Consider the following 22,936-nt stretch of genomic DNA (forward strand, 5'->3'; position numbering starts at 1 on the left):
TTGCAAGGCCATAAACCAAAAGACTATAAAATGAATATCTATTTGCCATTAAAACTTCTAGTAGCACTTTTACTTTTCTGTCTTTCATTTGTTGCCAATGCACAAAATGAAAAGCCAAAAGATTCGATTTCAAATGAACAATTGAAAGAAGTCGTTATTGCCCAAGAAAAAAAGACTTTTACAAACTCAAACGGAAACATAAAAGTAGATATTGCTAATTCTGTTTACAATTCAATTCCAAATCCTGTTGATTTGCTTTCTAAGCTTCCAAACGTGCAATTAAGTGCAGATCGCGAGAGTATTTCGGTTGTAGGCAAAGGAAATCCGCTTATTTATATTGATAATCAAAAAGTGGGAATGAACGATTTGAATGCTCTATCGGTTTCAGATATTAAAACAATTGAAATTATTCAGAATCCATCGTCAAAGTATGAAGCCGAAGGACGCGCCGTGATTTTGATTACGAGAAAATTAAGTAAAAAAGAGGGTTTTAAAACAGATATTTCTGAAACTGCTTCTTTTAAAAAGAATTACAATAATTATCTAGGTTTTAATTCGAGCTTTAAAAAGAATAAACTGGAATGGAAAGCCAATTTTAATTTCAATAAATTAAATCCGTGGGAAAATCACAGCATTGCATATCAGATTCCGCAGGCTGAAATTGTCTCAGATTACGATGTTTCGGCAACGACACATCGAAAACAATATATTTTTGGCGGAGGTTTATTTTATAAAATAAATGAAGAAGATTATTTTTCGGTTAATGTAAATGGGAAAATGCAAAATGATGTTTTCGATATTAATACTTTTACTTTTAATCAGAATCAAGATGTAGAAAATCATGTTTTTACGTTTAGTGACAATTCAAGTTCAAAGAATTTTATCAACTCATTTGTAAATTATTCGAAAAAAATAAAAGCTATTGATACTAAGTTGTTTCTTGGATTTCAAGGTTCCAATTTTAATCAGCATTTATGGAGTTTAGTGCAGAATAATTACAATGATACCGAATTGGAATTGTCTCAAAATCGGGATCAGAAATTTAATGTTGATGTTTTTTCTGGTCGAATAGATTTAGAAAAAAAGTTTAAAAATGAATGGAATTGGGAATATGGCGGACTTTATTCTTCTGCTAAATCCAAATCTGATTACGATGTTTTTGATTACGATAAAAATGAAAATAATTCTTTTAACTATGATTTTAAAGAAGCAAATCTAGCGGCTTACACACAGCTTTCAGGAAAAATTAAAAAAGTAGATTTTTCAGTCGGACTTAGAATCGAAAATACCAATGTTGTTGGAAAATATGAGACGGAAAGTTCTGCTTTAATTGATAAAAATTATACCAATCTTTTTCCGAAAGCACAATTATCTTTTACAATTGACAGTACTAAAAGTTTGAGCTTTGATTATTCTAAAAGTATTTCCAGGCCCAATTATTCTTCGTTGAGCATGATTGCGACTTATATAAATCCGTATTTTGTTTATGGAAGCAATATCAATTTAGGGCCGACTTTTATAGATGTAATTTCGACTACTTTTCAATATCATGATAAATCTGTAAAACTGACTTTGTATCAAAACAAAAATCCTACTTATCAAGATTTTGTGTTTGATAATCAGAATAACATATTGACTTTTACAGACAAAAATTTCCAAAAAGAATCGGGTTATAATATTGAATTTACTTTGCCTTTCACTTATAAATTCTGGACAAATATGAATTCTTTAATTTTTGCAACAAACAAAATTGAAGATGATTCGGCAGTATTTAATTCTTCCAAAACCTATTTGTATTATTATTCCAATAATACATTTAAGTTGCCAAAAGATTTTACGTTTGTACTTTCGTTTTGGGGCGCAACAAAGCAAAAAGAAGGCGTTTTTGAACGAAATGCAAAACTTATTTTTGATGCGTCTTTGGTGAAAAAATTCGGTAAAAACTGGACTTGCACTGTAAATTATAATGACATTTTTAAAAACACAATTTATACGGAACGATTTACAATCAATAATATAAGCTCGAGAGCAAGATATTTAGTTGATGCAAATGAAGTTTCTATCACGCTTCGTTATTCTTTTGGAAAAATTAAGGAAAGTGAGTTTAAAGAAAAAAACGTTAATGAGAATGAAAACAGAATTAAATAAAAAGCAAAAATTCCAAATTTCAATTTAATGCTGGAATTTGAAAAATTTGAAAAATTTGAAAAATTTGAAAATTGAATTAACTAACCTTCGTCTTCTTCAGATTCTTTTTTAGAAATATCGTGTGGTAATTCTTCATCATCATCGGTTGAATTTAGTTCGAAAAAACTAAAAAATGAACCGCCGTAACTTTTCTGAAAAGAAAAATTACTCATATGATCGAGTTTGGTATATTTAGAATGTTCGATAATCATCATTCCGTCTTCTTCCAATAAATCTCTTTCAAAAACAGTTAGAACGATTTTTTCGAAAGTCGTCTGATCCAATCCGTACGGCGGATCGGCAAAAATAATATCGTAAGAAGTTTTAGTATTGTCTAAAAACTTAAAAACATCACTTTTAGTTGCCGCGATATCAAAATCAAATTCTGATGAAACTTGTTTGATGAATTTTACGCATCCAAAATCTCCATCAACTGAAGTTATTGGAGCGCTTCCGCGTGAAGCAAATTCAAAACTTATATTTCCAGTTCCCGAAAATAAATCCAGAACCTTTAAGCTGTCAAAATTGAAATGATTGTTCAAAACATTAAATAATGCTTCTTTACTCATATCAGTAGTTGGTCTTACAGGTAGATTTTTTGGCGGATTAATGCGACGTCCTTTGTATTTTCCTGAAATGATTCTCATGATTGAAATAAGATATAATGTTTTTGATTTTCAGCTGTAGAAAAGCTATTTTTCTCTTGCAATTTGGTTACATCCATAAAAGAAATATGGCGAACATATTTGTATGCAATAGCATAAAAAGGATCATTTTCTTTAATTGTTCCTAACAATTCTAGTTTGAAACTCTCTGGATTCATGCTTAATTGTTCGGCGGTAAATAAAATATAGTAGATAAAATCTTCTGGAGTGTTGTATTCAAAAGAATTGAATAGCAATAACTTCTGATTTTGCACAACAATAATTTCGAAATTTTCTGGATTAAAATTCACAATCATTTTTTTATCATCATCATTGCGAGAATTGTCCAAGATTTTTTCGACCAAAATGCTATTGGCATGTTTGTAATCAAAAGAACCAACATTGTCAATCAGGAAATTGTTGATATTCACATATGGAATATAAACCGAATTCATCTGATAATTAGATATTTGATCAAAAGTAAAAAAATCGGTTTCGAAAACTTTTGTGGTGTATTGCAGATAACTTCCCAAATAATTTTCATCAAACAAAGCCGTTGGAACAAAAGTCGAAAGATTATTGGTATGAATAACCATTACTTCATCATAAACATCTTTTAATTCAGGATTATTCTTAAAGGCATTCGCAAATAAATCTTCAATTTTTGATGTTTTATTTGAATTATCAAATTGAATTTCTTTAAATGAAGTAATGACATTATTTAAAGTGTCAAAACAGCAATATGAAAATCCCGTCAGTGAAACCTGAATCGAAAGTTTTTTGTAATTTTTAGAAGTAATGTTAGTATTTTGTAATGACATAGTTGATTTACAATTCGTTACCTGTTTTAAATCAAGAAAGAATTTAAGCGACCACAAACTTACAAATAAAAAAAATAACAATGTCAATTTCAATCTCAATGAAAAAGACTTAATTAATATGCAATTTCAAAATTTAATATTACACAAAAGTTAGCAGAATATTATCATTTTGTTTATTATCAGTTATTTAAGAATATGATTAGATTTAAGTTTTAGATATTATTTCTAATTTTCCTATTGAATTTGATTTTACCATTAAAATTGAATTTTGTTATTGCCATTTAAATAAGCGAACTTTGTATTTCAATTTCTCCTTATGAATTCTGCACTTTTTTACGGTATTTTACAAAAACGATTTCCATTTGTACCAACTCTCAAACAGGATATTTTTTTTCAGAAAATTGCCATTTTTTTAACCGAACCTCAAAACGATACTATTTTCGTTTTAAAAGGATATGCTGGAACAGGAAAGACGACTGTAATCTCTACAATCGTAAATAATTTGGGCGATATTAATAAGAAATACGTTTTGCTTGCACCAACGGGACGCGCGGCAAAAGTGATTGCTAATTATTCAAATAATCCAGCTTTTACCATTCATAAAAAAATCTATTTTCCCAAGAAATCTTCGGGTGGAGGAGTGGCTTTTACCAAACAAGTCAATAAGCATAAAAACACCATTTTTATAGTCGATGAAGCTTCTATGATTTCAGACAGCACTTTAGACAGCGGTTCGCTTCTAGACGATTTGATTAATTATGTTTATTCTGGTCAGAATTGTAAAATGATTCTTTTAGGAGATACGGCTCAGCTTCCGCCAGTTAATTTAGATGTGAGTCCGGCTTTAGATATTGATACTTTAGGTTTTCATTATAGCAAAGAAATTGAACATATCGAACTCGACGAAGTAATGCGTCAGGAAGAAAGTTCTGGAATTTTGTATAACGCCACAGAATTGCGTGAATTATTGAAAGAAAGTTTTATTACAGAGTTTAGATTTAATGTAAAGAAATTTAAAGATATTGTCCGATTAACAGACGGTTACGATATTCAAGATGCTATAAATATGGCTTATAGCAATTATAGTATTGAAGACACTGCATTTATTGTTCGTTCTAACAAAAGGGCGAATCAATATAATGAACAGATTAGAAGCCGAATTTTATTTAAAGAAAGTGAACTTTCGGTTGGTGATTTTTTAATGGTTGTAAAGAATAATTATTTCTGGCTAAAAGAAACCGACGAAGCAGGATTTATTGCCAACGGAGATATTATTGAAGTTTTGGAATTGTTCGGAATTAGAGAATTATACGGATTTACATTTGCGAAAGTGAAAATTAGAATGGTCGATTATCCGGATCAGAAACCTTTTGAAACCGTTTTGATTCTAGATACTTTAAAAAGCGAATCTCCATCTTTAACATACGAAGAATCAAATCGTTTGTACGAAGAAGTGATGAAAGATTATGAAGACGAACCGACTAAATATAAGAGATTTCAAAAAGTAAAAGAAAACGAATATTTTAACGGACTTCAGGTTAAATTCTCATACGCGATTACGTGCCATAAATCGCAAGGAGGACAATGGAATACGGTTTTTGTGGAACAGCCTTATTTACCAGACGGAATTGATCGCGACTATATTAGATGGCTTTACACCGCTATGACGCGTGCTAAAAATAAGTTATATTTGATAGGATTTAAAGACGAGAGTTTTGAGGAATAAAAGTTGCCACGAATTACACTAATTTGCACGAATTATTTTTGAGCTTCAATAAATTAGTGGAATTAGTGAAATTCGTGGCGAAAAAATAGTTTTACAATGACAACACTAAACGATTTACATTCGATTTCGTCTACGTTTTCGAATACTGATAAAATGCCAGTTCTATTTTTAGGACACGGAAGTCCTATGAATGCAATTGAAGAAAATCAGTTTGTGGCTGGTTTTCGAAATTTGGCTAAAACTCTGCCACAACCGAACGCTATTTTGTGTGTTTCGGCGCATTGGTTTACAAAAGGAACAAAAGTGACTTCTATGGAAATGCCAAGAACTATTCATGATTTTGGAGGTTTTCCGCAGGCGCTTTTTGATGTGCAATATCCAGCAAAAGGAAGTCCTGAATTGGCTGTTGAAACTCAAAAACTTTTAGATCCTGTTATGGTCGAATTAGACGAGCATTGGGGACTAGATCACGGTGCGTGGAGTGTTATTAAACACTTATATCCAAATGCAGATGTTCCGGTAATTCAGCTGAGTATTGACTATACGAAATCGGGACAATATCATTTTGAATTGGCTCAAAAACTGCAAGCGCTTCGTTATAAAGGCGTTTTAATTATCGGAAGCGGAAATATTGTTCATAATCTTAGAATGGTTGATTTTAGAAATTTCGATAAAGATAATTACGGTTACGATTGGGCAATAGAAGCACGTGAAACGGTAAATAATTATTTATTAGATGGAAATTTCCAGCCTTTGATAGATTTTGAAAAAATGAATAAAGCGATTCAATTGGCTGTTCCAACTCCAGAACATTATCTTCCGTTGTTATATATCTTAGGCTTAAAAGATAAAACAGATGAAATTGAACTTTTTAATGATAAATTATTGGCTGGTTCTTTGAGTATGACCTCAGTAAAAATAATGTAAAAACTTTGCGAATCTTTGTGAAACCTTTGTGCATTTTTGAGATATAGCTTTCATAGAGATTCACAAAGTTTTACACAGAAATTCACAAAAGAATAAATTAATAATGAGGATGAGATTGCTTCGTTCCTCACAATGACAAAAAAAATGAAAATAATAGCGGTAATTCCGGCAAGATATGCTTCAACACGTTTTCCTGCAAAATTAATGCAGGATCTAGGAGGAAAAACAGTAATTTTAAGAACTTACGAAGCGGCAGTTTCTACAAATTTATTTGATGATGTTTTTGTAGTAACCGATTCAGATTTGATTTTTGATGAAATCGTTTCTAATGGAGGAAAAGCGATAATGAGCATCAAAGAACACGAATCTGGAAGCGATAGAATCGCCGAAGCCATTGCAGATCTAGATGTTGATATTGTAGTAAATGTTCAAGGCGACGAACCTTTTACAGAAGCCGAACCTTTGGCACAAGTTTTATCTGTTTTTAAAAACGATCCTGATAAAAAAGTTGATTTGGCTTCGCTAATGCGTGAAATTACAAATGAAGACGAAATCAATAATCCGAACAATGTAAAAGTGGTGGTAGATCAATCGCAGTTTGCATTGTATTTTTCGAGATCGGTAATTCCCTATGCTAGAGAAAAAAATGTTGGAGTAAGATATTTTCAGCACATCGGAATTTATGCTTTTAGAAAACAAGCTTTATTAGACTTTTATAGCCTTCCTATGAGGACTTTAGAAGCTTCTGAGAAACTGGAACAGTTACGTTATTTAGAGTTTGGAAAACGCATTAAAATGATCGAAACAACGCATGTTGGAATTGGAATTGATACTGTTGAAGATTTAGAGCGAGCTAAATCTATGCTTAGAGATATTTGATTCTTTTTTAAGTAACAATTGGGATACAGATTTCAACTAATTCGATAATGAATAAAAAAACAAAAGATTATGTGATTCAAAAAATGAAATGGCCAATTAGCTATTTTGATTACATAAGTAATTATTTCGTGTTGTTTATGCCTCTGTTTTTGATTTATGCTGGTATAGCTAATTATGAAAAAGATGGGCCATTTCTTATATCGTGGGGATTTGTAATATTGATTTTTTTTATTTTAAGAATTGAGATCGAGCGTCGATTTAAAGCTTTGGTTTTAGTAAAAGATTATTCTACAGACGAAATCGGAAAGTTATTGCAAAAAAATAATTGGATTTTAAGCGGTAATGGCGATGGAATTTTAGAATTTCATACAAATGCTTCTTCATTTTCTTGGGGACAAAAAGTCACAATAATTAAAGTTTCAAGAGAAAAAATATTGATAAATACTTTACCTGCTGGCAGAGCTCCTTTTACTTTTTTCAAGGATATACTTAATTATAAAGTAGTTAAAAGGATATTAGAAGAATAAAAAACAAAAAAGCTCCAAAATTTTGGAGCTTTTTTTAATATCGAAAACATTCTAAATTACTGGTATAAAGCAGGATATTTAGAAGGATTAACTTCATTCATCATTTCGTAGATTTTCTCGTAAATATCTTCTGCTGAAGGTTTAGAGAAATAATCGCCATCAGTTCCGTAGGCAGGTCGGTGTGCTTTTGCTGCTAAAGTCTGAGGTTTGCTGTCTAAATATTTGTAAGCATCTTGTTCTTCTAAAATCTGTTGTAAAATAAATGCAGAAGCTCCGCCAGGAACATCTTCATCAATTACTAAAAGACGATTTGTTTTGGCAATACTTTTTACAATGTCTTTATTAATATCAAATGGAAGCAAAGATTGAACATCAATAACTTCACAGTCAATTCCTTTTTCTGCCAATTCATTAGCTGCTTGCTGAACCAATCTTAAAGTCGATCCGTAAGAAACTAAAGTAATATCTGCACCTTCTCTTAAAGTTTCTACAACTCCTATTGGCGTTTTAAATTCACCAAAATTTAAAGGCGTTTTTTCTTTTAAGCGATATCCATTCAAACATTCGATAACTAAAGCAGGTTCGTCACATTCTAACAAGGTGTTATAAAAACCAGCAGCTTGCGTCATATCTCTCGGAACCAAAACATGAATTCCGCGAATCGCATTGATAATCATTCCCATTGGAGAACCAGAATGCCAGATACCTTCTAAACGGTGTCCACGGGTTCTGATGATTAATGGTGCTTTTTGTTTTCCAACCGTTCTATATTGTAATGTCGCTAAATCATCACTCATGATCTGAATTGCGTACAATAAATAATCTAAATATTGAATTTCTGCAATCGGACGTAAACCTCTCAAAGCCATTCCGATACCTTGACCGATAATAGTTGCTTCACGAATTCCGACATCGGCAACACGAAGTTCTCCGTATTTTTCCTGCATTCCTTCCAAACCTTGATTTACGTCTCCAATGTTTCCAACATCTTCACCGAAAATTAAAGTTTCTGGGTATTTTGCAAATAATGCATCAAAGTTATCGCGAAGAATCATTCTTCCATCTAAATCTGGTTTTGCATTTTCAGCATATTTAGGAAGCACTTTTTCTACAGAAAATACATTTTCATTTGATTCTGAATGTAGATTACTGCTGAATTTTTCTTGAGTTTCGGCTATGAAATTGGTAATCCAGTTTGATAAAAGAACTTTACTGTTTGGAACTTCAATAAAACGAAGAATCTTTCTTGAGTAAACCAATAATTCCTTTTTTAAAGGCGCTTTAATCGCTGCCAATTCAGAAATTAATTTTTTGATTCTATCTTTATGATTAATGCTCGCTTTGGCAATTTGTTCTAATAAAGCTAAAAGATTTTTTTGTTCCTCAATAATCGGATTTATGAAAGCATTCCATGCATCTTTTTTAGCTTCTAAAACCTCTTTTTTCAATTGAAAATCAAGTTCTGCCAATTCTTCTGGAGAAGCAATATTAATGGCAATCATCCAAAGACGCATTTGGCGAATACAATCGAAATCTTTTTCCCAAGCCAGTCTTTCTGCACTTTTGTAACGTTCGTGAGAACCAGAAGTAGAGTGACCTTGCGGCTGTGTTAATTCGTTTACGTGAATTAAAACCGGAATATGTTCTTCACGTGCAATTGCTCCGGCTCTTTCATAAGTCGAAACTAATTCGGCATAATCCCAACCTTTTACTCTAAAGATTTCATAACCTTTAGAATCTTCATCGCGCTGATATCCTTTTAATATTTCAGAAATATTTTCTTTTGTAGTTTGGTGTTTAGCGTGAACAGAAATTCCGTATTCATCATCCCAAACACTCATTACCATTGGCACTTGTAAAACTCCAGCCGCGTTTATCGTTTCAAAAAATAAACCTTCAGAAGTACTTGCATTACCGATAGTTCCCCAAGCAACTTCATTTCCATTTACAGAAAATTTATCTTTTATTGTAATTCCGTCAACGTTTCTATAAATTTTAGAAGCTTGAGCCAATCCTAATAATCTTGGCATTTGTCCCGCAGTTGGAGATATATCTGAACTTGAGTTTCTTTGTTTTGTTAAGTCTTTCCAAGAACCATCTTCGTTTAAACTGTGCGTAACAAAGTGTCCGCCCATTTGTCTACCCGCTGACATTGGATCGAAAGCTAAATCGGTATGACCATATAAACCAGCAAAAAATTGTCTTGAATCTAATTCGCCAATAGCCATCATAAAAGTTTGATCGCGATAGTATCCAGAACGGAAATCACCGTTTTTAAAAGCTTTTGCCATTGCCAGTTGCGGAACTTCTTTTCCGTCACCGAAAATTCCAAACTTAGCTTTTCCTGTTAATACCTCTTTTCGACCTAAAAGACTACATTCACGGCTAGTTACAGCTATTCTATAGTCATTCAATACCTCAGTTTTGAAATCTTCAAATGTCAGTGTAGTATTGTTTTTTTCTTTTATCATAATCTTGTAGGGTCATGTTATTATGTCGCGAAATTACTTAAAAACAATCAATAATCATAATTCTTTGAACTAAATATAATTTAATTATTTGTATTCAAAATCAAAAAACTACGTATTTTATTTATGTAATTTTTATGTAAAATTTAATTTTATTGATAATTTCGCAAGTTTTTGTTTAATTTTTATTTGATTAAAACCATTTTCGGGTAAAAAGAGTAACTAATGTTTTTGGTGAGAAAGTGATTATAAATCGTATTTTTTCATTGTATTTTGTTTGCGTTATTTCCCATCCGTTATTAGAATAAACAGGAAAATAAAGTTCAAAGTAGTCAGGAACCAAGTTTAAACGTACTCCAGTATCGTAGGCAAAAAACTCACTTTGATGTTTGTTTTTCATAAAACCAATATCGCCATAAAGTTCAATCCAATTCCAAACGGCATAACTTGCATTCAAAGTTGTCATCCATTGATTTGCGTAAGATGGTTCCAGTTGCGATTTAAATCCGCCTTCGGCAATTACATATTGCTGACTGAAAAAGCCTGTACTTTCTGATCTTCCAAAAAGATTATAATCAAATAAATAATCTGTCGGGCGGTCTAAACCAAAACTGAAATAGTCTGAATTTGTTGTATTATAAAGAAAAGTTCCTGCGAATAATCTTAAGTTTAACTTTTTGTTGTTTTGAAATAATCTTCTGTATTCAATTTCACCCGAAAGTTTTCCAAAATCTCCCGCAAACTGAACATCAGTCATAAAATTAAAATGATTGATTAATTCTGTTTTTGTATTGGAATATCGGGCGTTAAAAATAGAATAGTTTGGTTTTGAATTGTCTGTAATATATTCGCTCGCTTCACGATTTACAATTATCTGACGCGCCATAATAAGCTGTTTTCTGTTGTCTCTAAAATCTTTTTCGCGAATACGGAATTGCACCATCGGATTTAATCTTAAATAAGTTGCATCCGGAGCATAATGAAAGTAGTTTTGACTTAAAGAATAACGCACATTAAACAAAGTGCTGTTTCGATAATACTGATTCCAAGAAAATGCTGACGATCCTGATAAGCTTCCTGTTTTAGAAGAAAAAGCAGGATTAATATCAAAATTAAACGGCTTGTCTAGAATGGTTTTGTTATGAAATCGAATACCAGGCGTAAGTCCGTCGTAATAATTATAATAGATTGTCGGAATGTATAAAATCTGATTGTAATTAGGATCTTCTAAATCTTTAGCAAAATTAAATTTTATTGGACGATTCAGAGCAATGTTTTTCAGTGATTTCCAGTTGTTTCTCTGATTGTATTCTGGAACTTCATTATCAAAATTAATTACAATTTTATCTGCATTTTTTCGTGGTAATTCGTAGACAGAATCTTTGTTTTTTGGTTCTATCCATTCTTTAAAAACAACCTGATTTTTTTTAGTTCCATAAACAGGAATTGGCGCATAAATTCCGGTTTTGTTTTTAATAGAAAAAGAAACGCTGTCTGTAGTTCTAGAAACATGACTGAATTTATAATCGATTATATCTCGAGAATCTATAATTGTTTTAAAAAACCAATCGATGTTTTTAGGACTTTTTTTAGTTAGAATTTTTTCAAAATCATAACGATTAGATTGTCCAATTTTATTCAAGTTATAAAACTCTTTTACACTTTCTGTAACAATGTCATGATTCAGATAATCGTCTAAATAACTTAAGCTTAAACCTGCTCGGTATTTACTTGCAATCTGTTCGTTAAATTTAATTAGCGTATTTTTTGGATCTCCCAACGGCTGATCTAAATTTTTACGAGCCATAAGCATATAATAATAGCTGTATTGCTCATTAAAAGTTAGATTAGTAATGTTATAGCTGCTGAACAATTTCATGTTAGAAAGTCTTCCGAGCATTTTTTGGTCTTCATGATGCTCTTCCATGTATTTCATCATGGCATAAATCTGGATTCCATCATAAACCCAATTGTCTTTTCTTGGATCTAATCGAAGACTGTTTTTGAGATAATTGTTTAAAAATGTTTTTAAAAACTGAATTTCAAAAATAAAATCATCTGAAAACGGACTAATAAAAGAAGGGAGCTGGTTCAATCCGTAAAATGGATTTCGTTCATAATCCGCCTGCGATACGGTGATTTTATCGTGCGGATATTCGCCAATAAAACCTTCCATAAATGAAACAACTCTGTCTATAATAACAGCTTTTTGAATTTCGCTTATTTTTTTACTTTTTAAATCTGTTGAAACTTCGATTAAACCATTATCATAAGTTCTAAAGCTATTTTGCTTTTCTATATAAAGACTAAAATCGGATCTGTTTTTGCCTGAAAAAGAATAAACGCTATAATCAGAATTACTGACGTCTTTAGAAATCGAATTTAAATCGGTTGTAATAGCATATTGATTTGGAATTTTAATGGCAACTTCATAATCGGCAATGGCATTTGCAATGTCGTCTAGATTAAAATTGTTGTATTTTATAAAGTCATCATTTTCATAACGCGCAGGACTTATAAACCAATTTTTTAAAGCCATACCGCCATTTTGATCAAAACCGAAATGAGTAAATTTATCGTTCGGAATTTTAGCAATATAAGTAAGATGCAAATCGATTTTTTCGTTTGGAGCCAGTTTTTGATTCAGGCGAACAATGATAAAGTCTGGATTTTTCTCAGTTCTTTCCCATTCCAAAGCTAAAGAACTATCATCTGTCAAGCTTAAAATTGTAGTTTTTCCTCTATCAACAGCCTTTGCTAAATGAAATCCTCTGTAAAATTCATCTGAAAAACGTCTTGCTAAAGGTGTATTTTTATCTACAAAAGCATTATTCCAATCATTAAGAACAATTGAATTGAGAGAATCATTTGAAGTATTGTAGAAAGTAAGATCCTGTTTTATATTCAGAGTTTTAAGCTCAAGATTTACCGCCACTTCCATCTTAGATTGATGTTGTGCAGAAAGTTTTATCGAAAAAAATAAAACTATAATGAGGCAAATAATTTTATAAAGTGCTTTCAAATATTGGCTTAAAAATGTTCTGATATACTTAAGTTACGTACATATTGGGACTTCGGATTTTTGTAAAAATAACATAAAAAAAGCTGTTTAAAAAAACAGCTTTCAATTTTTGCGTATTTGCGATAAATTTTAACCATATAAGTGATATAAGTTCATTTAAAAGCATTGCTTTAAGCGTAAGACTTAAATATATTTATATCACTTATATGGTTCAAAAATTAGAAATTCGGACTTAAATCGTACTTTTTGTAGAATTTATCCAAAACGTCTACAACTTCATCTTCGGTGTCGACAATTTTAAAAAGATTTAAATCTTCTGGACTAACGGTGTGCATTTTTTCTACCAAAACCGTTTTTACCCATTCGATCAGACCAGACCAAAATTCAACTCCAACCAAAATGATTGGAAATTTTCCAATTTTCTTAGTCTGAATTAATGTGATCGCTTCAAACATTTCGTCTAAAGTTCCAAAACCACCTGGCATTACCACAAAACCTTGAGAATATTTAACGAACATTACTTTTCTCACAAAGAAATAATCGAAATTCAAGTTTTTATCGTGATCGATATAAGGGTTAAAGTGCTGTTCAAAAGGAAGTTCAATATTCAAACCAACCGAAGTTCCGCCTCCTAAATGCGCGCCTTTATTTCCAGCCTCCATAATTCCGGGACCACCTCCTGTAATCACTCCGTAACCTGCTTTACTGATTTTATAAGCAATTTTTTCAGCCAATTGATAGTATTTGTCTTCTGGTTTTGTTCTTGCAGAACCAAAAATAGAAACACACGGACCAATACGCCCCATTGCTTCGTAACCGTTTACAAACTCAGACATAATTTTAAAAATCGCCCAGCTGTCATTGGTTCTAATTTCATTCCACGTTTTTTGTTTCAAACGGTCCTGAATTACTTTATCTTCATCATTATCAAAATCTTCTAATCTCATTTTAGGTATTTTAATTTATTATTATGTTTTATGTGAAAGATCTTTCTTTAAAACTTTGAATTTTTCAGAAAAAGCGGACACTAAATTAACACTTTTTTCTAGAATTGTTATAAAAAACAGGAATTATAATCTAAAAGTAATATTGGGATAATGATAAAATTGAATTCCTTATTTCATTATCAGTGTATTAGTGAAATTTAGCATTGGCTATAAATTAGAAATATGATAGGAAGTGAGAATGCTTTTATCGCTATTTTGCTGTTAAGAAAGCCTGTCACTTCAAATTTTCTATTGTAATAGTTCGATAAGTTTCGCAATAAAAATTTTTAGGAGTATTATTTCTTTTTCCGGGTTTTATTATTTCATTAAAAGAAAGAATAACTCGATCAATTTCGTCTTTTATAACTTTGTTTGGTGCAATGGAATTTACGTTTATAATTTTGCCTTCTTTATTAATGGTAAAGCGAGGACTAAAAATAATTTCTCCCCTTAATTCTTGATTATTAAGAGTTTTTAGTGAAATATTCTTTAGCAAATATTCATACAATTTATCATAAAGACATTTGTTAAGTTGCCCGTATAACGGAGAATCTTCACATCCTTTTATCAATGGAGGAATATCAGTTACTGCAAATTGGCTAGCTTTTATTACAATCTCTTTGTTTTCTTTTGCGAATAATTGAACGCTGATTTTACCAGATTTATCATTTTCTTTCAACCCTAATTTTTCTAAAGGATATTTTTTGAAAACCGCAATAACTTTTTTGTCTAATTCTTTGTTTCCAGTATTGATTCGGCAATTTGTTGCTTTACCAGTTTTGCTTAATTCAAAAGTTAAACGAATGGTATAATTGTATTTTCTGTTTGAAAAATTGTTATACAAATAAGAATCTTTAATTGCGGTAAAGTCAATTTTTTTGAGCAGTTTTTTCTCCAGATAAATCTTAAAAAAGTTTGCCAAATCACTGTTTTCGCTTGGAAGAGCTAAAGCTTGAAAGGTATTATTTTCGCTTAAATATTCGTCTTCCTTTTCTTGTTTGGTGTAGTAAGGATTATCAGATTGATCTTCTTTTATGTTTTTAATTCGCTCACGTACAACTTTATTAATACTGTCTTTTTGAGATTGGGAATAGGAGGTAAGTGAGAATATCGATATTATAATAAATAATACGGTGGTTTTCATATTTCGCTTTTTTAGAGCTAAAATATAAAATTATTACTATTAAATTATAAAAATATAAGCATCTTTGTCAATGTTGGAAAACCTTGATAAAGATGCTGTTTTTACTCTAATTCTTTCTTTAAAAACTTAGCTGTATAACTTTTTTTATTTTCGGCTACTTGCTCAGGAGTTCCTTTTGCGATTAATTGCCCGCCGCCTTTACCGCCTTCTGGGCCAATATCGATAATGTAATCCGCCAGTTTGATAACGTCCATATTATGTTCAATTACCAGAATCGTATTTCCTTTATCAACCAATTTGTTAATTACTTCCATCAAAACGCGAATGTCTTCAAAATGCAATCCGGTTGTTGGTTCGTCTAGAATATAAAATGTATTTCCAGTATCTTTTTTAGATAATTCTCCCGCTAGTTTAATACGTTGCGCTTCACCACCTGAAAGCGTTGTACTTTGTTGTCCAAGTGTAATATAACCTAAACCAACATCTTGAATCGTTTTGATTTTTCTGTAAATCTTCGGAATATTTTCAAAAAACGGAACCGCTTCGTCAACCGTCATATCCAAAACATCCGAAATAGATTTTCCTTTGTATCTGATTTCTAAAGTTTCTCTATTGAAACGTTTTCCTTGACACGTTTCGCATTCAACATAAACGTCTGGTAAAAAGTTCATTTCGATAGTTCTAACACCAGAACCTTCGCAAGTTTCGCATCTTCCGCCTTTTACGTTAAAACTAAAACGTCCGGCTTTATAACCACGAATCATACTTTCAGAAGTCATTGTAAATAGATTTCTAATTTCTGTAAAAACTTCTGTGTAGGTCGCTGGATTTGAACGAGGTGTTCTTCCAATCGGACTTTGGTCAATATCAATTACTTTGTCAATATGTTCTAAACCTTCAATCTTTTTGTAAGGTTGTGGTTTTTTTACGCCATTAAAATAATAGGCATTTAATATTGGATAAAGCGTTTCATTAATTAATGTTGATTTCCCACTTCCTGAAACTCCTGTAACGCAAGTTAATTGCCCTAAAGGAATTTCAATGGAAACATTTTTTAAGTTGTTTCCAGTTGCTCCAGTCAGTTTTAAGAATTTGCCATTTCCTTTACGTCTTTTCTTCGGAATTTCTAATTTCATTTTACCATTCAAATATTGAGCAGTAATCGTGTCTGATTTTAATGTTTCTGCTGGAGTTCCAATACTGATAATTTCGCCACCATATTTTCCAGCTTTCGGACCAATATCAATCACATAATCAGCAGTTTCAATCATGTCTTTGTCATGTTCAACAACAATAACCGAATTTCCAATATCACGTAATTGTTCCAAAGAATGAATTAATTTTTCATTATCTCTTTGATGCAAACCAATACTTGGCTCATCTAAAATATATAAAACCCCAACCAATTGTGAACCAATTTGTGTTGCCAAACGAATACGCTGTGCTTCTCCACCAGAAAGCGATTTTGAACTTCGGCTTAAAGCCAAATAATTCAAACCAACATTCATCAAGAAGTTCAATCGATCTTTGATTTCTTTTACAACTTCAGAAGCAATTAAAAGCTGTTTATCAGTCAAATGACTATTCAAATCAAGAAACCAAGCCGTTAAATCTGAAATATCCATATCACACAATTCGGTGATATTTTTTCCATTCACTCTAAAAAATAAAGCTTCTTTTTTAAGACGAGAACCTTCGCAAACTGGGCAAGGAATTTCGTCCATAAAATCTTTTGCCCAACGTTTTATGCTGGTTGTTGCGCTTTCGTCATATTGATTTTTGATGAAATTGGAAATTCCCTCAAAATCAATTTTATATTCTCTGGTTACGCCAAGATCTTTAGAATTGATAGAAAATTTATCTTTTCCACCATATAAAATCATTGTCATGGCTTCTTCAGGAATTTTCTCGATTGGATCTGTAATTTTAAATCCGAATTTTTCTCCAATTGTTTCTAATTGTTTAAAAATCCAAGATGATTTATATTCGCCAAGCGGAGCAAATCCACCACTTTTAATCGATAATTTCGGATTCGGAATAATCTTCTTTGCATTAATTTCGTGAACAGTTCCCAAACCATTACAATGCGGACAAGCGCCTTTTGGAGAATTGAAAGAAAATAAATTCGGCTCTGGATTTTGATACGAAATTCCAGTTGTTGGACACATTAAATTTCTACTGAAATAACGTACCTCATTCGAATCCTGATCTAAAATCATCAGGACATCTTCGCCATGATGCATCGCTGTATTGATGCTTTCAGATAATCTTTTTTGAGTATCAGGATTATCTTCAATGACCATTCTGTCAACAACAATTTCAATATCATGGGTTTTATAACGGTCTAATTTCATTCCAGAAACCAAATCCTGAACTTCTCCGTTAACACGAACTTTTAAAAATCCTTGTTTCGTTATTTGCTGGAATAATTCGGCATAATGTCCTTTTCTAGCTTTAATAACGGGAGCTAAAATATTGATTCGCTTTCCGTTATAATCCTGAATAATCAAATCTTTAATTTGTTCATCAGAATACGAAACCATTTTTTCGCCTGTATTGTAACTGTATGCATCAGCGCCACGAGCATACAAAAGTCTTAAGAAGTCATAAATCTCAGTAATGGTTCCAACAGTCGAACGCGGACTTTTACTGGTTGTTTTTTGTTCAATTGCAATAACGGGTGACAATCCGTCAATTTTATCTACATCTGGGCGTTCCAATCCGCCAAGAAATTGTCTGGCATAAGCCGAAAAAGTTTCAACATAACGACGCTGGCCTTCAGCATAAATCGTGTCAAATGCCAAAGAAGATTTCCCCGAACCTGATAAACCGGTAATAACAACCAGTTTTTCACGCGGAATAGAAATGTCTATATTTTTAAGGTTATGAACTCTTGCACCAAGAACTTCAATAGTATTGTCTTTTTCTAACATAATTTTGAGCAAAACGCAAAGTTACCACTTTGATTTGTTCTTTTTGTGCTCGATAGCAAAACTTTATGTTACAAATAGTAACAAAAAAACGCTGATTGTCAATCAACGTTTTCTTTTTCGGGTTGCCATATAGTTTTCAATGGCCTCTTTGGTGGTATACCAGTTTCGGCCTTCTTTGTAAGCATCAATTTTGCCTGTTCTAGCCAATAAACTAATATATTCTTGACCGTAAGGTGTATCTGGTTCGCTCACAATATTTTGAATAGATTGATAATCATAAGTGCTTCCTGGCATTGCACCTAGATAAATATTGAGTGTTCTTTCTAGCGACTGGCACATTAAAAGAGTTAATTTTTGATAATTGCCATTATTTGCTTGATTAAGCGCTTCGTAATATTTTTTTCTGTCATTTTTAAGAATAATGGCTGGCGGAAAATCACATCTTATCAATAATAAATTCATGCTTAAACGAACTGTGCGCCCATTCCCATCAAAAAAAGGATGGATCCAGACCAGTTTGTGATGAAAAATTGTCGCGAGTTCAATATCGTTTAAACTTAACGGATTTGTATTGATAAACTCAATTAATTCGTCTAAATAATCTGAAACTTTATTAGCATTCGGAGGCACAAAATTAGCTCCTGAAATTCGAACTCCTCCATTACGAATTCTGCCTGCAAAATCTTCTTCTATAGAACGCATTACTAAACCATGAATGGAGAGAATATCTATACTTCTTAGTTTATAATTTTCATCTACAATAGAGTATAGATAATCAATGGCTTTATCATGATTATGTGTTTCAAAATGCTCACGCAGCGATTTGCCTTTAATGGTAATTCCTTCTTGAATAATCATTTGAGTTTCCCTCAAACTAAGTGTATTTCCTTCAATACTATTGGAGTTATACGTCCATTCTAAAGAAAGGCTTTCTCTTATTTTATTCAAAGCAATATTAGGCAATGGTCTGCTGTTTTGCAGTTCCAGCCTTTTTTGGTACAATCGATCAAAGGTTGATTGAAATTCTTCTCTGTATGTTAGGTCAATGTTAAACATAATCCTACAAAGATACTCCTTAATATCGGATAATAAAAATTTTTAATGTATCCGATGTTAATGATTATTCAATCGTCATAGAACGAAGTTTTGTTCTATAAGCTTCAAGCGCAATTGACTTAGAAATAAAGCCATGATATTTGCCATCTCGTAAAACAGGCAGAAAGGCAGATTTTGACATTTCAAATTTCTTCATCACAATTTCCATGCTGTCCAATGAAGAAATTGTTGTCAATGGCGCTTTCATTACATCTTTAATAAGAGTGTATTTTACGCGATAAGAATTGAAAATGATTTCGCGAATATCATTAAAATGCACAACACCAACTAGATCTTTATCGTTGTTTACGACCGCAAAAACTACTTGATTGGAGTGAGAAATTAAATCGACCAGTTTGCTTAGATTTTCTTCAGGATGAACCGTTAAATAATCACATTGAATAATGGTGTCAATATCTAAAGTCGATAAAATATTAGAATCTTTATTGCTTGTAAAAGCGTGTCCTTTTTTGGCTAATCCTTTTACGTCAAGCGAATATTTCTCGTAACGTTTTGAAATCGCAAAACTGATTGAAGAAACAATCATAAGCGGAATCATAAGTCCGTAACCTCCTGTAATTTCTGCAATTAAGAATATTGCGGTTAATGGTGCATGAAATAATCCGCTCAAAATACCAGCCATTCCGACCATTGTAAAATTGGTAATTGGCAATTTTGATAAACCAATAAGTGTTATAAATTTAGAAAAGAAATACCCTAAATAAGAACCTAAGAATAGAGAAGGAGCAAAGTTTCCTCCATTTCCACCGCTTCCAAGAGTTAATCCCGAAGCAAAAACTTTTACCATCATCGTCGCGCCTACAAATAGCAATAAAACCCATTGATTGTTTCTGAAATCTGCAAAAAGAGTATTGTCTAACAATTTTCCAGGATCGGTTTCAGATAAAGTTCGAATGCTTTCGTATCCTTCACCAAACAAAGTTGGAAAGATAAAAATAAGCAAAGCTAAAAGCGAAGAACCGATTAATGCTTTTCTATATGGGTTGATTTGTTGTTTTGAAAAATAATGTTCAACTCTTTGGAAATTTCTGGAATAGTAAATCGCCGCAAGCCCTGTAAGAACTCCAAGCGTTACATAAAAAGGAATATTATGATAATCGAAAGTTTCTTGTTTTTTAAAGCTTAAAAGAATGCTTTCATCCAATACAATGGCAGAAACTAAAGCGCCAGTTGCTCCAGAAATCATTATTGGAGTAAAGGCAGAAATACTTACGTCGACCAATAAAACTTCTATGGCAAAAAGAACACCAGCAATTGGCGCGTTAAAAGCCGCAGCAATGCCGGCAGCAACTCCGCAGCCAATTAATAAAGTTCTGTCTTTGTATTGTAATTTATAGTTTTGTGCAAAATTTGAACCAAATGCAGCTCCGGTAATCACGATCGGACTTTCTAAACCAGCAGAACCACCCAAACCAACAGTTAACGAACTCGTAACAATTTGGGCATACATTTGTTTTCGCGGAATAATACTTGCTTTTTTTGCTACTGCATAAAGTATCTGTGAAGTTCCTTTTTGAATGGTTCCGTTAAGCACTTTTTTCACTACAAAAACCGTCAGTAAAATACCAATTATTGGAAGTATACTGTTAATAAAACTCAATTTTAGAATTCCGTTAATGTAAGTGGCAAAAGAAAATACGCTGTGGGCGAAGGTTTTAAGAATAATTACAGCAAACGAACATGATATTCCAATTAAAACGCTTGATAAAAATAGAAACTGTTTTGGAGTCATTAACGATTGAGCCAAAGCAATTATACTTTCTAGTCTTCTGAAATATTTTTTTAACATTCGGTTGTAAAATTATAGGTCTTACAAAATTAGGCTATAATCTTAGATAAAAAAACAAAAATCTTTATGGATTTAAAAACCTACGGCAGTATCATCTCCTCTAAAATCGGCTCCGCCTTCTAATTTACCTTCGGGCAAAACCAAAATGGCATCTACTTTTCCGATAATTGGAGTTGGTTTTTCATTAATTAAATAACTTTTCGCTTTTAGCTTATTTATAGTTTTGGCTTCAAAAGTATTGGGTTCGAAAGTAATTAAATCTGGAAGCCATTGATGATGAAAACGTGGCGCATTTACAGCTTCTTGCATGCTTAAATTGTATTCGTAAACATTTAAAATTGTCTGCAATACAGAAGTTATAATAGTCGAACCGCCTGGAGTTCCAACTACCATAAATAGCTTTCCGTCTTTTTCTACAATTGTTGGCGTCATAGAACTTAGCATACGTTTTTGCGGCGCAATGCTATTGGCTTCATTTCCGACTAAACCGAACATGTTTGGAGAACCTGGTTTAGCGCTAAAATCGTCCATTTCGTTATTTAAAAAGAAACCCAATTCGTCACAATAATATTTAGAACCATAACCGTCATTTAAAGTTGTAGTTGCCGCAATAGCATTTCCAAATTGATCTACAATTGAATAATGCGTCGTTTCTGTACTTTCTGCATAATTTACTTTTCCTTCTTTTATTTCAGAAGATAAAGTCGCTTTTTCGGGATTAAAACTCGCCATTCGATCGCGTAAATATTTTTCATCCATTAATTCTTTCAATGGAATTTTTACAAAATCGGGATCTCCTAAAAAATAGCTTCTGTCGGCATAAGCTCTTCTTTCTGCCTCAACAATAACCTGAATTGCCTCTTCAGAATTATGTCCCATTTTGGCTAAATCGTAAGGTTCTAGCATTTTTAAAATTTGTGCCAAACATATTCCACCACTGCTTGGAGGCGACATCGAAGTGATTTTTAAATCTTTATAAGTAAATTGAAGCGGTTTTCTCCATTTTGCTTCATATTTTGCTAAATCTTGCAAAGTAATAATTCCGCCCTTTGATTTAAGATAATTGACTAAAATTTTTGCAGTTTGTCCTTTATAGAATTCATTTCTGCCTTTTTTCTGAATTCTTTTTAAAGTCTTCGCAAGAGCGGTATATTTTATAGTATCATTTTCTTTGAAGATTTTAGATGCGGGAGAATTTTCGCCATTGATTTTTACAATTTTATCATGATAATCGTTTAAACTTTTTTCTTGTTTTTTGGTTACTACAACACCTCTTTCGGCTAAAGCAATTACTGGTTCTAGAATTTTAGCAATTGGCATTGTGCCGTATTTTTTATGAACAGCAAAAACGCCTGCAATAGTTCCGGGAACACCAATTGCAAGTGCAGTTTCGGTACTTTTACTTTTTATAACATTACCTTCGTTGTCCAAAAACATATCTTTTGTAGCCGCTAAAGGTGCTTTTTCTCTATAATCTAAAGATCCCACTTCGCCATTTGCTTTTCTATACACCATAAATCCGCCGCCGCCAATGTTTCCAGCAAATGGAAAAGCAACTGCCAATGCTAATTCAGTTCCTACCATGGCATCAAAAGCATTTCCGCCTTTTTTCATAATGTCTGCTCCAATTTTTGAAGCTTCTTCGCGTGCCGAAACGACCATTGCTTTTGTGACAACTAATCCAGTTGGATTTGCAGTTTTCTGTTGTGCGTTGCTGACTGATAGGTATAAAAGAGCTGCTAAAAGCGTGATTTTTTTCATAAATAA

15 protein-coding genes are annotated in these 22,936 nt (G+C 32.2%); 5 read left to right on the forward strand and 10 right to left on the reverse strand.

Annotation, left to right across the window (positions count from 1 at the left end; genetic code table 11):
• Positions 1–30 precede the first annotated feature (30 nt).
• A complete protein-coding gene (locus P0R33_RS20625) occupies positions 31–2,148 on the forward strand; it encodes a TonB-dependent receptor (RefSeq protein WP_276173039.1) in 2,118 nt (705 codons plus the stop codon).
• Between the two features lie 80 nt (positions 2,149–2,228).
• Here P0R33_RS20625 and P0R33_RS20630 read toward each other — a convergent pair whose 3' ends face one another.
• Complete coding sequence (locus P0R33_RS20630) at positions 2,229–2,834, reverse strand: RsmD family RNA methyltransferase (RefSeq protein ID WP_276173040.1); 606 nt, start codon at positions 2,832–2,834, stop codon at positions 2,229–2,231.
• Positions 2,831–3,652, reverse strand: coding sequence for a DUF3822 family protein (locus P0R33_RS20635; RefSeq protein WP_276173042.1), 822 nt, complete (start codon positions 3,650–3,652; stop codon positions 2,831–2,833). Before P0R33_RS20635 ends, P0R33_RS20630 begins: the two co-directional genes overlap by 4 nt.
• Positions 3,653–3,968: 316 nt before the next feature.
• Between P0R33_RS20635 and P0R33_RS20640 the strand changes: the two genes are divergently transcribed.
• The 4 genes from P0R33_RS20640 to P0R33_RS20655 all read left to right on the forward strand — a co-directional run bounded on the left by P0R33_RS20640 (position 3,969) and on the right by P0R33_RS20655 (position 7,711).
• On the forward strand, positions 3,969–5,378 hold the full coding sequence (locus P0R33_RS20640; protein ID WP_276173043.1) for an AAA family ATPase: 1,410 nt from the start codon (positions 3,969–3,971) through the stop codon (positions 5,376–5,378).
• 96 nt (positions 5,379–5,474) lie between these two features.
• Positions 5,475–6,305: a 4,5-DOPA dioxygenase extradiol gene (gene ygiD, locus P0R33_RS20645; RefSeq protein ID WP_276173044.1), complete on the forward strand. Its 831-nt coding sequence runs from the start codon at positions 5,475–5,477 to the stop codon at positions 6,303–6,305.
• A gap of 144 nt (positions 6,306–6,449) precedes the next feature.
• Positions 6,450–7,184, forward strand: coding sequence for a 3-deoxy-manno-octulosonate cytidylyltransferase (gene kdsB, locus P0R33_RS20650; RefSeq protein WP_276173045.1), 735 nt, complete (start codon positions 6,450–6,452; stop codon positions 7,182–7,184).
• A gap of 47 nt (positions 7,185–7,231) precedes the next feature.
• Positions 7,232–7,711, forward strand: a complete 480-nt coding sequence (locus P0R33_RS20655; protein WP_276173046.1) for a hypothetical protein — start codon at positions 7,232–7,234, stop codon at positions 7,709–7,711.
• 56 nt (positions 7,712–7,767) lie between these two features.
• Here the strand turns inward: P0R33_RS20655 and P0R33_RS20660 are convergent, their stop codons facing one another.
• From P0R33_RS20660 to ggt, 8 genes are all read right to left on the reverse strand, one after another.
• On the reverse strand, positions 7,768–10,182 hold the full coding sequence (locus P0R33_RS20660; protein WP_276173047.1) for an alpha-ketoacid dehydrogenase subunit alpha/beta: 2,415 nt from the start codon (positions 10,180–10,182) through the stop codon (positions 7,768–7,770).
• Positions 10,183–10,372: 190 nt separating this feature from the next.
• Positions 10,373–13,120, reverse strand: coding sequence for an aminopeptidase (locus P0R33_RS20665; RefSeq protein WP_276173048.1), 2,748 nt, complete (start codon positions 13,118–13,120; stop codon positions 10,373–10,375).
• 299 nt (positions 13,121–13,419) lie between these two features.
• Positions 13,420–14,148 carry a TIGR00730 family Rossman fold protein gene (locus P0R33_RS20670; RefSeq protein WP_229350263.1) on the reverse strand — a complete coding sequence of 243 codons (729 nt, stop codon included), beginning with the start codon at positions 14,146–14,148 and terminating at the stop codon, positions 13,420–13,422.
• Positions 14,149–14,422: 274 nt separating this feature from the next.
• Complete coding sequence (locus P0R33_RS20675) at positions 14,423–15,331, reverse strand: hypothetical protein (RefSeq protein ID WP_276173049.1); 909 nt, start codon at positions 15,329–15,331, stop codon at positions 14,423–14,425.
• A 101-nt stretch (positions 15,332–15,432) separates the two neighbouring features.
• Positions 15,433–18,264, reverse strand: coding sequence for an excinuclease ABC subunit UvrA (gene uvrA, locus P0R33_RS20680; RefSeq protein WP_276173050.1), 2,832 nt, complete (start codon positions 18,262–18,264; stop codon positions 15,433–15,435).
• A 102-nt stretch (positions 18,265–18,366) separates the two neighbouring features.
• On the reverse strand, positions 18,367–19,320 hold the full coding sequence (locus tag P0R33_RS20685; RefSeq protein WP_276173052.1) for a Fic family protein: 954 nt from the start codon (positions 19,318–19,320) through the stop codon (positions 18,367–18,369).
• Positions 19,321–19,384: 64 nt separating this feature from the next.
• Entirely contained in the window at positions 19,385–21,169 is a 1,785-nt protein-coding gene (locus tag P0R33_RS20690; protein ID WP_276173053.1) for a chloride channel protein, read from the reverse strand.
• A 72-nt stretch (positions 21,170–21,241) separates the two neighbouring features.
• A complete protein-coding gene (gene ggt / locus P0R33_RS20695) occupies positions 21,242–22,930 on the reverse strand; it encodes a gamma-glutamyltransferase (protein WP_276173054.1) in 1,689 nt (562 codons plus the stop codon).
• Positions 22,931–22,936: the final 6 nt, after the last annotated feature.

Origin of the sequence: Flavobacterium sp. YJ01 (assembly GCF_029320955.1) — a bacterium.
Taxonomy (GTDB): Bacteria; Bacteroidota; Bacteroidia; order Flavobacteriales; family Flavobacteriaceae; genus Flavobacterium.